Below are 15,879 nucleotides of genomic sequence, written 5' to 3' on the forward strand. Positions count from 1 at the left end.
CAGCGCACTGTCCCGCCAGCACGGGCGGCAGGCGACCGCCGGTACGAGCGATGGGCGTGATGACGAGTCCATCGCTCGTTGTCACCTATCGGCCATGGCGCGCGTCGCTCATGGCGCCTCCGTCGGTCGACGAGCCGGAAGACCGCATCGCCGCACCCTGACGCCGTATGCCGCTGGTCTGCATGCCATGCAGCAGTGTCCGCCACCTCCACACCGTGCGACCTCATACGCTTGCGATCCGCATGCGCGATGCAGTCGCCGACACACGCTGGTACACGCCTGTTGTCCCCGTCGCTACATCCCCGGGCATTCCAGCCGCCACAGCAGGCACAGTGTCACGCCGCGGCGCAGCTGGACGGAACCCCGTGTAGGCGCTAGCGTGGTCCGGATTTTTTGCCACAGGGGAACTGCCCATGAGCCATGACGCGCAGCCGCGCCAGCTCACCTTCCGCGCCGTCGTGCTGGCCATCGTGCTGGCGGTGGTGCTTTCGGCCGCCAACGCCTATCTCGGCCTGTTTGCTGGCCTGACCATCGCCACCGCCATTCCGGCTGCGGTCGTCTCGATGGGCGTGCTGCGCCTGCTCGGCGGTGGCACCATTCTGGAAAACAACATCGTCCAGACCGGTGCCTCGGCCGGTTCGTCGATCGCCGCCGGGGTGATCTTCACCATCCCTGCGTTGGTGATCATGGGCTATTGGCCTGACTTCAAATACTGGTGGGTGCTCGGCATCGCCGGCATGGGTGGCTTGCTCGGGGTGCTGTTCTCGGTGCCGTTGCGGCGTTCGATGATCGTCGAAGACCCGCTGCCGTTCCCCGAAGGCAAGGCGGCGGCCGAGGTGCTCAAGGCCGGTGAAAACCCCGGCCCGGGCCTGAAGATCCTGGCGATGTCCGGTGCGATCGGCGCGCTGGTCAAGCTGGGTGCGGCCAGCGGCCTGCGGGTGATCCCGGATACCTGGGCGCAGGCCACCTATCTGGGCAGCAGCCGGCTGGTCGGCTATCTGGGCACCAACCTGTCGCCGGCGCTGCTGGGGGTGGGCTACATCGTCGGCCTGAATGTCGGCATCGTGGTGCTGTCCGGGTCGATCCTGTCCTGGCATATCGCCATTCCGCTGTATCAGCAGTTCTTCATGGGCAGCGACCCGGCCCTGGCGCAGAGCCTGGTCGGTGCGCCGGCGGCCGATGCGGCATTCGGCATCTGGGGCGCGAAGATCCGTTACCTGGGTGTCGGCGCGATGCTGATCGGCGGCGTATGGACGCTGTTCTCGCTGCGCAAGTCGCTGTTGTCCGGCGTCAAGAGCGGCTTTGCCGCCGCGCGCAAGAGCGGTGGCGGTGTGGTCGCCGAGACCGAGCGCGACCTGCCGATGAAGTGGATGCTGGCGGCACTGGTGCTGTGCACCTTGCCGTTGCTGGGCCTGTACCAGGCGATCGTGCAGCAGTGGCACGTGTCGATCCCTATGACCATCATCATGATCGTGGCCGGCTTTCTGTTCGTGTCGGTGTCCGGCTATCTGGCCGGCTTGATCGGCTCGTCCAACAACCCGGTCTCGGGCATCACCATTTCCACCATCCTGTTCGCCTCGGCGGTGCTGGTGCTGTTGCTCGGCAAGGATGGTCTGGTGCCGGTCGGCATCGGCGCGGCGCCGTTGGGTGCGGTGGCGGCGATCATGATCGGCGCGGTGGTGTGCTGCGCGGCAGCGGTGGGCGGCGACAACCTGCAGGATCTCAAGACCGGTTATCTGGTTGGGGCGACACCTTGGAAGCAGCAATTGATGCTGGCTATTGGCGCATTCTCGTGCGCGCTGATCATGGCGCCCGTGCTCAATTTACTTGCTGAGGCTTACGGTATTGGCTCCAAGACACTGCCGGCACCGCAGGCGATGTTGATGGCATCGGTGGCAAAAGGGTTGTTCGGGGGGCAATTGCCATGGGCCATCATCGCTATCGGTGCAGGTGTGGGAGCGGTGATCATCGCTGTGGATGAGTGGTTGAAGAAAACCGGCAAGCGCTTCCGCGTGCCGGTGCTGGCGGCGGCGATCGGTATCTATCTGCCGTTGGAGCTGATGGTGCCGATCTTCCTCGGCGGCCTGATCGCGCATCTGGTGGAGCGCTTCCACAAGATCCGCGCCGACGACGAAGATGGCCGCGACCGCGTGCATCGCCCGGGCGTGCTGTTCGCCGCCGGCCTGATCACCGGCGAGGCGTTGATGGGTATCGGCATTGCGCTGCCGATCGTAATCACGAATAACAAGGATGTATTGGCATTGCCTGGAGGTTTTCAGCTCAACCAATGGTTCGGCCTGGCGATCCTCGCCCTGGTCGGCTGGCTGCTGTACCGCGTCGGCAAGCGCGGCGAACAGACCGCCTGAGGGTGACGCTTCACCAAGGCATGCGCCTGCGCGCTGCCTCTGAACGGACACGCATCGCTGGATGCGTGTCCGTTTTTCGTTATGGCATTGAAACCGGATTGCCGCTGTTCTGATTGCATCGCAGCAGGCGCGGTTCGAATGCGGCCCTGCTGCCGAACGCGCGAGTGCAGCAGCATGCCGGTAAGACACGGGGCACCAAATCGTCGCTGCGACCGCATAGCGTCATATCCAGTTCGAACATCCCTGCAAGCTCGTGCATTGCCACCGTGAGCGGACCTGCCTTGCCGGTGCAGGGCAACGTCATTGGCGCATCTGGCCAATCGGCTGACACGACGAGAGCAGCTGCACCGCGCCAACGCATCAAGCGTTTGCCGATCGCGCAATGCACGCACAAGGCTCAGGCCATCGCGTCTGCACCATCGCAGCGCCTTTGCGCCGGCTTTACGCCCCACCCAGGCCTCGTGCATAGCGACTTTATGCGGCTGCTCCGTATCGTGCCGTCTCCCGCACCGATGGGTGCACCACGGCGACCGCATGCCTCGATCGATCCCGGTGACGCGCCACGGCGCAGGTCATCGCACCGCCTGACCCCCATAAATGATGGGTGTGGAAAAGCGACTCGCATCACGCTGTGCGACATCCGCACACTGTTGAGGCCGCTTTTGTCACCGACGGCGTTTTCGGACCTGCCGACGCCTATAAGATCGATTGGCAACACGCCGCCCTCCAGCGGCCATGCAGTCGTTCGACATCCACGCGCATTCCCCCTCCCACTGCTGGCCGTTCACGCGATCTGGCCAGCGTCTTGCCATGGAAACCACTGCAATGCTGACTGCTGCTAACTCCCATCGTTCCACCCGCGCACGCCGTGCCCCCTTGTTGAGCATCGCTTTGGCCGGTGTGCTGTGCAGCCTTGCGCTGCAGGCACAGGCACAGGAGGCCACCGACGCGGCGCTGTGTACCGATCGCCCGACCAAGGCCAATTCCACCTGCACCGTGCCAACCGGCGCCTGGCAGCTGGAAACCGACATCGGCAGCTACACCCGCGACAGCCAGCCCGGCACCCGGGTCGAAACGGCGTATTTCACCAACCCCACGCTCAAATACGGCGTCAGCGACCGCATCGATCTGCAACTCAACTGGGCCCCGCAGCTGCAGGTCAAGACCACCGACCGTGCCACCGGTGCGCGCAGCAGCCTGAGCGGTGGCGGCGATATCTTTCTGCGCATGAAGGCGCGTTTCTACGAAAGCGACACCGCCAGCGTGGCGTTGCTGCCGTTCGTCAAGGCACCGACCGCGCGCACCGGCCTGGGCAACGACGAGTGGGAAGGCGGCGTCGCATTGCCGATCAATTTCGCGCTGCCCAACAGCTTCTCGCTGACCTTCGGGCCCGAGGTGGATTGGTTGGCCGACAGCGATGGCAGCGGCAAGCATGTTGCGCTGATCAATGCGATCAACCTGGCGCATCCGCTCACCTCGAAGTTGTCGATGGCGGTGGAAGTGTGGTCCTCGATCAACCGCGATCCGGCGCAGACCATCGAGCAGTATTCGGCCGACATCGCCGCTGCGTATCTGCTCAATCCGCTGCTGCAGCTGGATGTGGGCGCCAACTTCGGCCTCAACGACCGCACCCCGGACGCGCAGGTGTATGTGGGCATGTCGCACCGCTTCTGACATGCGCAGCGCGTGCTGCGCATACAAAACGCCGCTGCGGTCCGCGCCTGTGCGGACTGCAGTGTTCCGCAGGCAACCGCTTCAGATATGTAATAACTGCCCGGTGCGGTGCGACACTATGTCGTCAGTCTGCCGGGCATGCCGGTGCCGGTCTCGCCAGAGGTACGCGGGCCGGGGAGGGGAGTGACAGAAAGTGGGCAGTGATGCTGCCTCTACTGGCCGTCGTGCGGGCACCTTGCAGCATCCAGATCGGAATGCCGGGCGCAGTGCAGGGCGGAATCTCCTGATCGAGGTGTTGCAACGTGGAAACGAAATCGAAGTTGCCGGTCCCGGGCCGGGCATTGCTGCTGGTGCTGGGCATGCTGATCGCGCTGGTGGGGATGATCTTTCTGCTGGGTGGCGCGAGGTTGGCCAGCCTGGGCGGCAGCTGGTACTTCCTGCTGATGGGCCTGGCGACCGTCGTGGCCGGTGTGCTGATCGTGCTGCGTCGGCCGGCCGGTGCGCTGGTGTACGGCGTCGCCTTTGCGCTGACGCTGGTGTGGGCGCTGTGGGATGCGGGGCTGGAGTTCTGGCCGCTGGTCTCGCGGCTGATCCTGCCTGCGGCGTTCGCCGTGCTGGTGGCACTGGCCTGGCCAGCGCTGCGGCGCAGCCGGGCGTTGCCGACCGGGCGCACGGCCTATGGCGTGGCGACGGTGCTGGCGCTGGCGGTAGTGGCCGGGATCGGCGGCATGTTCGTGCCGCATCCGCCGGTCGCAGGTAACACGGGGCCGGGCATGACGGCGGTGCCGCCTGGAAGCGTGCAACAAGACTGGTCGGCCTACGGCAATACCGATGGCGGCAGCCGCTTCGCTGCGCTGGACCAGATCAATCGCAGCAACGTCGACCGGCTGCAGGTCGCCTGGACCTACCACACCGGCGAGATCGCCAACAGCGACGGCAACGGTGCCGAAGACCAGCTGACCCCGCTGCAGGTGGGCGAGAAGGTGTTCCTGTGCACGCCGCACAACAATCTGATTGCGCTCGACGCCAGCACCGGCAAGCAGCTGTGGCGGCGCGAGATCAATGCGACCTCGTCGGTCTGGCAGCGCTGCCGTGGCCTGGGCTACTTCGACGCCGACGCTGCGTTGCCGACGCCGAGCGTGGCCAACCCCTCGCCGATCGCCGCAGTGACGGTGGCGCAGGACGCCAACTGCCGTCGCCGCCTGTTCACCAACACCATCGATGGTCGCCTGATCGCGGTGGATGCGGACACCGGCGCGTTCTGCCAGGGCTTCGGCAGCAACGGTCAGGTCGATCTCAAGGCCGGCCTGGGCGCTGCGCCGGATCCGTTCTACCAGCTGACCTCGCCGCCACTGGTGGCCGGCACCACCGTGGTGGTGGGCGGACGCGTGGCCGACAACGTGCAGACCGACATGCCTGGTGGCGTGGTGCGCGGCTTCGATGTGGTCACCGGCGCGCAGCGCTGGGCCTTCGACCCGGGCAATCCGCACGACCGCCAGGCGCCGGCCGCCGGCAGCAGCTATGTGCGCAGCACGCCGAACGTATGGGCACCGATGTCCTACGACGCGGCGATGAACACCGTGTTCCTGCCGCTGGGCGGGCCGTCGACCGATCTGTACGGCGCCGAGCGCACCGCGCTCGATCACCGGTACGGCGCCTCGGTGCTGGCGCTGGATGCCACCACCGGTGCGGAGAAATGGGTTTACCAGACCGTGCACAACGATCTGTGGGACTTCGACCTGCCGATGCAGCCCAGCCTGATCGACTTCCCCAACCCGGACGGCAGCCACACCCCGGCGGTGGTCATCGGCACCAAGGCCGGGCAGATCTACGTGCTCGACCGCGCCACCGGCAAACCGCTGACCGAGGTCAGGGAAGTACCGGTGAAAGGCTCGGATATTGCGCACGAGCAGTACGCGCCGACCCAGCCGCTGTCGGTCGGCATGCCGCAGATCGGCACCAAGCACCTGACCGAATCGGACATGTGGGGTGCCACTGCGATCGACCAGATGCTGTGCCGCATCGCGTTCAAGCAGATGCGTTATGAAGGCCTGTACACCGCGCCGGGCACCGATGTCTCGCTGAGTTTCCCCGGCTCGCTGGGCGGCATGAACTGGGGAGGCCTGTCGACCGACCCGGTGCATGACGTCATCTTCGCCAACGATATGCGCCTGGGCTTGTGGGTGCAGATGATTCCTGCCGACACCCGCAAGGCCGAGGCGGCCGGTGGTGGCGAGGCCGTCAATACCGGCATGGGCGCCGTGCCGCTGAAGGGCACGCCGTATGCGGTCAACAAGAACCGCTTCCTGTCGGCGCTGGGCATTCCGTGCCAGGCGCCGCCGTACGGCACGCTCAGCGCGATCGACCTCAAGACGCGCAGCATCGCCTGGCAGGTGCCGGTGGGGACGGTGCAGGACACCGGCCCATTCGGCGTCAAGATGCATCTGCCGATCCCGATCGGCATGCCCACGCTGGGCGGCACGCTGTCCACCCAGGGCGGGCTCGTGTTCATCGCCGGTACCCAGGACTACTACCTGCGCGCGTTCGACAGTGCCACCGGCAAGGAACTCTGGAAGGGCCGCTTGCCGGTCGGCAGTCAGGGCGGGCCGATGACCTACGTCTCGCACAAGACCGGCAAGCAGTACGTGGTGATCAGTGCCGGTGGTGCGCGGCAGTCGCCCGATCGGGGCGATGGCGTGATCGCCTACAGCTTGCCTGACGCGCACTGACACCGCCCCCACCCCCGTGACCACGTCGCCAGCTGCGTCGGCGTGGTCACGGAGCGGCCGAGAAACCTCGCGCGTGCCCGGCTGACCGCTGCGCACTCACGTCAGCCGCTGTTGGCTGCAACCCGACGGCCGGGTGTCTCGCACATCCCGGCCAACGCTCCCGTTACCGCAGCGGCGCTTTGGCACACCGCCATGCATCTCCACCGATGGCCGTGCACGCTGCCCCGATCAGAGAACCACGATGCATCGTCTGTCTTTCCTCCCGCGCCGCAGTGCGCTGGGCTACGCCTTGTTGCTGGCACTGCCGGCCACCGCAGTCGCCGCGGGCGATACCACGCTGACCGGCGACTGGGGTGGGCGCCGGTCCGCCTGGGCCGAGCAAGGCGTGAGCGTCCGCGGCGACTACGTGTCCGAGACGTTTGGCGTGGTGGACGGCGGCTACGAAAACACCAGCGCGCGCTATGCGCAGCAATTGCGGGTGGGCGTGGATCTGGACATGGCCAAGCTCGCCGGCTGGGGCGGTGGCAGCCTGCACGTCACCATCAACGACCGCCGCGGCCGCAGTACCTCCGCCGACCTGGTCGGCAATCGCTTCCCCATCCAGGAAGTGTACGGAGGCCAGTACACCCGCCTGAGCGAGTTCAGCTACGACCGCAGCTTCAACCAGGGCAGGACGTATCTGAAACTGGGCTTCTATGCGATGGGCAACCAGTTCGCCTCGCATACGTTGCTGGTGAACTTCGTCAATGCCGCGTTCTGCGCGCATCCGCTGGCGTTTTCGGCCAATAGCGGCTGGTACAACTATCCGGCCGCGCGCTGGGGCATCGAAGGCGCGCAGCAGCTGACCCCGCAGCTCAACCTGCATGCCGGCTGGTTTCAGGTCAACCCGAATCTGGGCTTCGGTGCCCGCGACACCTACGCGTTCGAGCCGTTCGCCAGCGGCACCACCGGCGCGATCTTCCCGCTCGAATTTACCTGGAAGCCGGCCGCCGCGCGCTACCCGGGCGTGTACAAGTTCGGCGGCTATTACGACTCCTCGTCGGTACCCAGGCGTGGGCTGGATACCAGCCGCAGCACCGGCCGCGACGGCGCCTATCTGCTGGTCGAACAGAAACTGTTCACCCCGGGAGCGGACCCCAGCATTGGCCTGACCGGATTCGCCCAGTACATGGCCAGCGACCACGACAGTGCGCTGATGACACGGTGGTATTCGGTTGGCGGGGTGTACCAGGGCATCGGCACACGCACGCAGGACCGCATCGCACTCGGCTATGTGGCCGGCAGGATCAATCATCGGCTGCTCGATGCACGCCGCGCAGAACTGATCGATGCCGGCGTGGCGGCCGATTCGCCACTGGCCGGGCTGAGCGCTGCCGAAGAGCTCTACGAGCTCGCCTACAGCGCGCAGATCACGCCGTGGCTGATGTTGCGCCCGGACCTGCAATACATCGTCAACCCCGGGACCTACGCCTATACCCACACGCGCAACGCAGTGGTGGTCGGGCTGCAGGCCAAACTCACGTTCTGAGTGCGTGCCCACAGCGTGGCGCGCCGTTGCCGCACGGCGCACTGCGCGCTGCGCGCATTCGGCGCCTTGCAGGGCAGCCACGTGCGGCGCCTGCGGGTGCATGACCTTGTGCCTTTGCGCGTGCGGCGCAGCAACGCCTACCATCGACGTTTTGCCGTTGCAGGAACTCTCGATGAAGCTTCGTTACGCCGTGCTGCCCCTGTGTCTGTTGACCGCCTTGCCAAGTCTTGCCGCTGCGCGCGGATTCGATGTGCGCGACATGGTCGCGCTGGACCGGGTGTCTTCGCCCACGCTCAGCCCCGACGGCAGCGTGCTGGTGTTCGCCAAGCGGCAGGCCAAGAGCAGCAACGGCAAGCCGGCCACCGGCCTGTGGACGCGCAATCTGCGTACTCGCGATGCCGCGCCGCCCAGGCGGCTCACTCCCGACGGCTGGAACGTCAACAGCCCGGCGCTGTCGCCGGACGGCAAGACGGTGTACTTCCTCAGCAGTAAGTCCGGTACACAGCAGCTGTACGCGCAGCCGCTGGCCGGCGGCGCGCCGCAGCAGTTGACCGCCTTTGCGGTGGATGTGGACAGCTACAAGCTCTCGCCCGACGGCAAGCGCATCGCCTTCAGTGCCGGCGTGTTACAGGACTGCGGCTCGGACCTGGGTTGCACCAAGAGCAAGCTCGCCAACCTCAAGAGCGCCAAGGCCAGCGGCGTGGTCTATGACCAGTTGTTCGTGCGGCATTGGGATACCTGGAACGATGGCCGCCGCAACACCTTGTTCGTCGCCGACCTGCCGGCTGCCGGCGGCAAGGCCGTGGCCGGTGCCTCGGCGATCAGCGCCACGCTGGCCGGCGATGCGCCCTCCAAGCCGTTCGGCGGCAACGAAGATTACGCCTGGTCGCCCGACGGCGGCAGTGTGGTGGCCAGCGTGCGCGTGCCGCAGCCGCATGGGCCGGAAACCGGCAAGAAGGCAACCGCCGGCGTCAAGCCCACCGGCAACGACGAGCCGTGGCAGACCAACTTCGACCTGTACCGCCTGGATGCGGCCGGCAAGGCCGCGCCGGTCAATCTGACCGCGTCCAACCCGGCCTGGGATGCCGGCCCGGTGTTCAGCAGCGACGGCAAGACGCTGTACTACCGCGCGATGAAGCGCCCCGGTTTCGAAGCCGACCGCTTCGGCCTGATGGCGATGGACGTGGCCACCGGCAAGAGCCGCGAGATCGCCCCCAAGTGGGACCGCTCGGCCGGCGAGATCGTCTTGAGCGCCGATGGCGCCAGCCTCTACACCAGCGCCGACGACCTCGGCGAGCATCCGTTGTTCAAGATCGACATCGCCAGCGGCCAGGCGACCAAGCTGGTGGGCGAGGGCAGCGTGCATGCGCCAACCCTGGCCGGCAACACGCTGGCGTTCACCCGCAACTCGCTCAAGAGCGGCGACCAGGTCTTTGTGAGCGACGTGCAGGGTCAGGGTCTGCGTGCGATCACCCAGAGCGCCGGCGAGTTGCTGCCGGAGGTGCAGTTCGGCGATTACGAGCAGTTCCAGTTCAAGGGCTGGAACAACGACACCGTGCACGGCTATGTGGTCAAGCCGTACAACTACCAGGAAGGCAAGACCTACCCGGTGGCATTCCTGATCCACGGCGGGCCGCAGGGCAGCTTCGGCAACGGCTGGAGCAACCGCTGGAATCCGCAGACCTACGCCGGCCAGGGCTATGCGGTGGTGATGATCGACTTCCACGGCTCCACCGGCTACGGCCAGGAATTCACCGATGCGATCAGCCAGCATTGGGGCGACCGCCCGCTGGAAGACCTGCAGAAGGGCTGGACCGCCGCGCAGAAGCAGTATGGCTTCCTCAATGGCGACAAGGCCTGCGCGCTAGGTGCCAGCTATGGCGGCTACATGGTCTATTGGATGGCCGGCAACTGGAATCAGCCATGGAAGTGCCTGGTCGACCACGACGGCGTGTTCGACAACCGCACCATGGGCTACGCCACCGAGGAACTGTGGTTCAGCGAATGGGAAAACGGCGGCACGCCGTGGCAGAACCCGGCCGGCTACGAGAAGTTCAACCCGGTGCTGCACGTGGACAAGTGGAAGGTGCCGATGCTGGTCATCCACGGCCAGCAGGATTTCCGCATCCCGGTCGAGCAGGGTCTGGCCGCGTTCACCGCGCTGCAGCGCAAGGGTATCGATTCCAAGTTCCTGTACTTCCCGGACGAGAATCACTGGGTACTCAAGCCGGACAACAGCGTGCTGTGGCACGACACCGTCAACAGCTGGCTGAAGCAGCATATCGGCCAATGAGGTCGCGACCGGCACGCCGCCTGGAGCGGCGTGCCGGTTGGTGCGGCGATGACGCGTGAGACCTCGGCCTTTGATGCGGGTCGCAGGGTTGTTCGGTTTGCTCAGTTCGGCAGCTGATCGCGTTTGGCCAACTGGCCTTCGACGATCTGCAGGATCTCCGCCACTGCGATGCCGAACGAGCCGGCATTGCCGGCATCGAAGGCGGCCTTCCATTCTGCGTAACCCGGCAGGTAATCCTGATTGGGCGCGGCAGTGCCGACGTGTTCGGCAGCGCTGCGCTCCAGGGTCTGCGCGATCACCGGGATGTGCGGCAGCGCGTCCAGGATCCCATCGGGCAATCCTGCGTGACGTACCTGGATGTCGCTGATGCTCACGTGCAGGATCTGGCCGCCGTGGGGATGCATATCGATCTGGTTGATCAGCAGCAGCGGGGTCTCGGTTGCGGTGCGCCCGCGGCAGCGCCAGAGCTGGCCGACCGCATAGGCGGGGGAGGTGGTGTCGGGCATCGGGTACTCCACGATCAAACCGCAATGATGCAACGCGCTTGCGGAGATGGCGACTCTGCCGGCATGCCGGGGTTGGTCGGGCGTTCGACCCGAGGTCTGCGCAATCGCGCTTCGCCCGTCAGACGATGTTCGCAGGTACGGTGTTGCGTGCTGGCAGCGTCCACGCCTGGATGAGTCCGCTTGCGGCGCGCGGAGAGGGCCTGGATCGCCGCATCTGGCTGAATGCCAGCATGAGCCAGCAGTGCCGCAGTGCACGCAAGCCATGTCAAAATAGCGATTCTTTAACTTCCTCAGCTCCCTGCCAGGATCGCAAGGACCGTTTGCATGCGCACCTTGTTCCGCCCCTCATTATGGGCGCTCGCCCTCGTCTGTAGTCCTGCCCTGAATGCCGCATCGCGGCCCGCCGCCGTGCCTGCGCGCGCGCCCGTGTCTGCGACTGCCGCAGTTGGCACCGATGCGGTGGCCAGCGATCCGGCCGTGCCACTGCCGGCCACGCTGAAGTCCGGCATGGGCTACCGCGCGTTTGCGCAGGCGGTGATGGAGCAGGGCTGGCAGCTGGTGGATCCGCTCGCCGCTGACAGCTGCATGGCCGCCGGCGATTGCGCCGTCGAGTTCATCGCACCCGGCGGCAGTGCCCGCCTGCAGGTGCAGGTCGGCTCGCAGTCCGGCGCGGCGGTGGTCAGTGGCTGGCGCGCGCAGCAGGTTCCGCTGGATCGCATCGGCAACCCCACCGCTGCGGCGGTGGACAGCAAGGCTGCGCCGGCCGCGTCCAAGGTGGCCGACAACCCGCGCTGAGCCAGTGCGCCGGCGTCTGGGGCGCGCGGCGTATCATGGCGCTGCATGCGCTGCGGCCTGCATCGGTGGCGCGTCAGCGCCAGCTGCGTCTTTCCTGATCCCGAGTCCAGTCCCGCATGACCTCCATGAAGAGCATCGATCCTGCCGATCTGGAAGCGTTGTTCGATGCGGTGCCGGACGTGCTGTTCTTCGTCAAGGATCGCGAGGGCCGCTATACCCACGTCAACCAGACCATGCTGCGGCGCCTGGGCCTGAAATCGCGCAAGGAATTGATCGGCAAGCGCGTTGCCGAGGTCTATCCCAGCGGGCTGGGTGCAAACTACGCCAATCAGGACGAGCAGGTGCTGGCCGGGGAAGTGATCGACAACCTGCTGGAACTGCATCTGTTCGCCAACCGCGAACCGGGCTGGTGCCTGACCTGCAAACGTCCGCTGCTGGTCGACGGCAAGGTGCAGGGCATCATCGGCATCTCGCGCGATCTGGGGCCGCAGGACGGGCACGAATCGCAGTACGAAAAACTGCGGCTCGCGCTGGCGTACCTCAACGCCAACTACGCGCAGAACGTGCGCATGCAGGCGCTGGTGGAGATCACCGGGTTTTCGATGTCCAAGCTGCAACGCTCGTTCCGCAAGGTGTTTCAACTCACCCCGCAACAGGTGCTGGCCAAGCTACGCCTGCAGATGGCGATGCATCTGCTGCACGGAAACAAGAGCCTCACCGAAATCGGGCATGCCTGCGGTTTCAGCGATCAGAGCGCCTTCGCACGGCAGTTCAAGCTGGCGGTCGGCATGACGCCACGCGAGTACCGCGCGCTGGCGAACGCGGCGCAGTTTCCTGCCGAACCGGCTTAGCGCGCCTGAGCAAGACGACTGCTCAGTAGCTGAGTTAGCTGAGCACGTGGCTCCCTTGCTGCTTGCCGAGCACTGCGTGAATCCAGCGGGATTCCGGGTTGCATCCTCGTTTGGTAGATGCAGTCAAAAGCCTGGTGAGTCGAGTGCGCGGTGCCCTCACCGCTTGCGGGACACGCCGTGAATCCGTCCGTGGAGGCTCGGTGGCGGCATCCATGCCGCCACACGGTCCCGCAAGCGGCGAGGGCACCGCACCAGACAGTTGGTCGGCTGTTTTCCTGAAAGCTTGTTGCTCAGCCTGGGCGGAAGAGAAGTTGGTAGGTCACGTGTTGAAAGCCTGTCGGCTACTCCGCTTGCAACGGAGATTCTTCAATAGGTGGTCGGACCCAGAGCAATCCGCCCAGCGCACTTCATGCTCTTGCTTGCGACCGTGCACACCGACCCTCTCGACGGTCCTTGCCCGCTCACCGTCGCGGGACCTTACGCGGCATGGATGCCGCGTAAGAGCCTACACGGACGTACTTGCGGCGTGTCCTGCGACGGTGGGCGGGCAAGGGCCTCGCAGCCAAACCGCAGCCCGCCGCCCTACTGCCGACCTGGCCGCGCGCGCCCACACCCCAAAGACACAACCGCGCAACGACATAAAGACAGCCAGGATTCCAAGTCGCAGCATTGTTTAGTAGACGCGGCCAAAAGAATGGCTTAAGGCCGGCCGTTGCACAGGACGCGTTGATCTACTGCTTAAGATGAGTTGCTACCCGCATAAACGACTTGGGCGCAAACGACGTAGAAGTCGTTCGCGCCCAAGCCTGTGCAGCCCATGCGGATGCGGTTACGCCAGCATGCGCACCTTCGGTTCGCGTGCCCACTGGCGGGTCTTGGCGGCAGTGATGAATGCCTTGGTATCTGCCGCCGCGATCACACCCGCGTCCTTACCGACATTGCCGGCCTTCAGCAGCAGCTGCGCGCCATCGTCGAAGGCGATTGCCTTCAGATGCGCCCACGCATTGCTGACAAAATCCAGCGCCGCCGATTCGCGTGTCAGCGCCTTGGCAGCTTCCGACGACAACACCACTGCCACTGCATCGAATACCACCGAGGGTGTGCCGGCCAATTGACCATCGGCAGCCAGTTGCTTGCCGTCGCTGAGCTTGGCGCCGCCCAGTTTCGGCGCAACGATCTTGACCGTGGCACCGGCGGCTTCGGCGGCCTTGCGCACCGCCTTGATCGTCGCTGCATCGGAGCCGTCGTGAATCAGGATGCCGACCGTGCGGCCCTGCAAGGTGTCCTTCATCTTGCCGATCAGCTGCAAGGCAGGCGACAGCGGCATGTCGGTCGGTGCGACCGCAGCCGGCGGTGCCGGCGGCAACGTGGTCATGCCCATGCCATCGGCCACACGCTGTGCCAGCGTCGGGTCGATGTGACGCAGGTGACCGACGATGGCTTCGCGCACGTGCGCGGTCTCCACCTTGGACAACTCGAACACCAGCGCCGATGCCATATGCGCCTGTTCCGGTGCGGTCTGGCTGCGGAAGAACATGCGTGCCTGGCTGTAGTGATCGGCAAAACTTGCTGCGCGTACGCGGCCCTTGGCGCCGTCTTCGGCCGGTGTCGCATGGCTGGGGAATCCACGCAGCGCCTCACGCGGTGCATCGGCCTGCAATGAGCTGGGTTCGTAGGCGACACGGCCCTTGGGGACGCCCATCTGCATATGGCCGTCGCGCTGGTTGTTGGCGAACGGGCACTTGGGCGCATTGACCGGGATCTGGTGGAAGTTCGGCCCACCCAGGCGGCTCAGTTGCGTATCCAGATACGAGAACAGGCGGCCCTGCAGCAGCGGATCGTTGCTGAAGTCGATGCCGGGCACGATGTTGGCCGGGCAGTACGCGACCTGCTCGGTCTCTGCAAAGAAGTTGTCCGGCCAGCGGTCCAGCACCATGCGGCCGACGATCTGCAGCGGCACCAGTTCTTCCGGAATGACCTTGGTCGAATCCAGGTGATCGAACGGGAATGCATCGGCTTCCGCCTCGGTGAACAGCTGCACCCCCAGCTCCCACTCGGGGAAGTCGCCGCTCTGGATCGATTCGAACAGATCGCGACGATGGAAGTCCTGGTCGGCGCCCGCAATCTTCACCGCCTCGTCCCAGATCGTGGACTGCAGGCCGAGCTTGGGGCGCCAATGGAACTTGACGAAGGTGCTGTCGCCCTTTTCATTGAGGAAACGGAAGCTGTGGATGCCGAAGCCTTCGATCATGCGCAGCGAGCGCGGAATGGTGCGGTCGCTCATCGCCCACATGATCATGTGCATCGATTCGGGGCTCAGCGAGATGAAGTCCCAGAAGGTGTCGTGCGCACTGGCAGCCTGCGGGAAACCGCGGTCCGGCTCCATCTTCACCGCGTGGATCAGGTCCGGGAACTTCATCGAATCCTGGATGAAGAACACCGGGATGTTGTTACCCACCAGATCCCAGTTGCCTTCCTTGGTGTAGAACTTCACCGCAAACCCGCGCACGTCGCGCGGCGTGTCCACCGAGCCGGCACCACCGGCGACGGTGGAAAAACGCGTGAACAACGGCGTCTTTTCGCCGACTTCCGTGAAGATCTTGGCAGTGGTGTACTGGCTCAACGACTTGGTCAGCTCGAAATAGCCATGCGCCGCGCTACCGCGTGCGTGCACGATGCGCTCGGGAATGCGCTCGTGATCGAAGTGGGTGATCTTCTCGCGCAGGATGAAGTCTTCCAGCAACGTCGGCCCGCGCGGCGTTGCGCGCAGCGAGTTCTGGTTGTCGCCAACCGGAATGCCCTGGTTGGTGGTCAGCTGCGGATGGGTGCCGCCGGCCTTCTGATGCAATTCATCGCCCGTGCCGCGCAACGTTTCGGGAGTTGCGCTGACAGCAGCGGTGGACGGAAGTTGCGCGGACTTGCTGGGGGACTTGGGCATGGGACTCCACTCTGGCGGGCTTGAGATGCGGGCTGATCCACTGAGCCTGGGAGGGGCGCTGTTAAGTGCACGTGTCTGCATGCGAACGAATACTCACATGCAGCCGAAAGCTTGCGCTGGATCGCAGCTGCCTGATGCGTCTGTCACGCAATACACCGATGCACGGTCTGCAAGCGCATGCAGCGAACGCGACCGTTAC

The 15,879-nt window shown here is 65.4% G+C and carries 9 protein-coding genes; 7 read left to right on the forward strand and 2 right to left on the reverse strand.

What is annotated here, in order from left to right; genetic code table 11:
* Positions 1-413 precede the first annotated feature (413 nt).
* The 5 genes from ACCQ04_RS05870 to ACCQ04_RS05890 all read left to right on the forward strand — a co-directional run bounded on the left by ACCQ04_RS05870 (position 414) and on the right by ACCQ04_RS05890 (position 10,590).
* Positions 414-2,366 carry an OPT family oligopeptide transporter gene (locus tag ACCQ04_RS05870; protein WP_184615384.1) on the forward strand — a complete coding sequence of 651 codons (1,953 nt, stop codon included), beginning with the start codon at positions 414-416 and terminating at the stop codon, positions 2,364-2,366.
* Between the two features lie 825 nt (positions 2,367-3,191).
* The gene (locus tag ACCQ04_RS05875; protein ID WP_226426690.1) at positions 3,192-4,040 is read left to right on the forward strand and encodes a transporter; all 849 of its coding nucleotides are present in this window, start codon (positions 3,192-3,194) and stop codon (positions 4,038-4,040) included.
* 302 nt (positions 4,041-4,342) lie between these two features.
* Complete coding sequence (locus ACCQ04_RS05880) at positions 4,343-6,769, forward strand: glucose/quinate/shikimate family membrane-bound PQQ-dependent dehydrogenase (RefSeq protein ID WP_226426689.1); 2,427 nt, start codon at positions 4,343-4,345, stop codon at positions 6,767-6,769.
* A 241-nt stretch (positions 6,770-7,010) separates the two neighbouring features.
* Complete coding sequence (locus ACCQ04_RS05885) at positions 7,011-8,297, forward strand: carbohydrate porin (protein WP_226426688.1); 1,287 nt, start codon at positions 7,011-7,013, stop codon at positions 8,295-8,297.
* Positions 8,298-8,469: 172 nt separating this feature from the next.
* Positions 8,470-10,590: a prolyl oligopeptidase family serine peptidase gene (locus tag ACCQ04_RS05890; protein ID WP_372358706.1), complete on the forward strand. Its 2,121-nt coding sequence runs from the start codon at positions 8,470-8,472 to the stop codon at positions 10,588-10,590.
* 101 nt (positions 10,591-10,691) lie between these two features.
* Here the strand turns inward: ACCQ04_RS05890 and ACCQ04_RS05895 are convergent, their stop codons facing one another.
* The gene (locus ACCQ04_RS05895) at positions 10,692-11,096 is read right to left on the reverse strand and encodes a hypothetical protein (RefSeq protein WP_221190804.1); all 405 of its coding nucleotides are present in this window, start codon (positions 11,094-11,096) and stop codon (positions 10,692-10,694) included.
* Positions 11,097-11,420: 324 nt separating this feature from the next.
* Here ACCQ04_RS05895 and ACCQ04_RS05900 point away from each other — a divergent pair, with 324 nt between their 5' ends.
* Both ACCQ04_RS05900 and ACCQ04_RS05905 read left to right on the forward strand, forming a co-directional pair.
* The gene (locus ACCQ04_RS05900) at positions 11,421-11,891 is read left to right on the forward strand and encodes a hypothetical protein (RefSeq protein ID WP_102581812.1); all 471 of its coding nucleotides are present in this window, start codon (positions 11,421-11,423) and stop codon (positions 11,889-11,891) included.
* Between the two features lie 125 nt (positions 11,892-12,016).
* Positions 12,017-12,742: an AraC family transcriptional regulator gene (locus ACCQ04_RS05905; protein ID WP_024939479.1), complete on the forward strand. Its 726-nt coding sequence runs from the start codon at positions 12,017-12,019 to the stop codon at positions 12,740-12,742.
* Positions 12,743-13,571: 829 nt separating this feature from the next.
* Here ACCQ04_RS05905 and ACCQ04_RS05910 read toward each other — a convergent pair.
* Positions 13,572-15,680 (reverse strand): catalase, encoded by a 2,109-nt coding sequence (locus tag ACCQ04_RS05910; RefSeq protein ID WP_039528594.1) that lies wholly within the window; start codon positions 15,678-15,680, stop codon positions 13,572-13,574.
* Positions 15,681-15,879 lie beyond the last annotated feature (199 nt).

Origin of the sequence: Xanthomonas sp. NCPPB 2866, assembly GCF_041475745.2 — a bacterium.
Lineage (GTDB): Bacteria > Pseudomonadota > Gammaproteobacteria > Xanthomonadales > Xanthomonadaceae > Xanthomonas > Xanthomonas arboricola.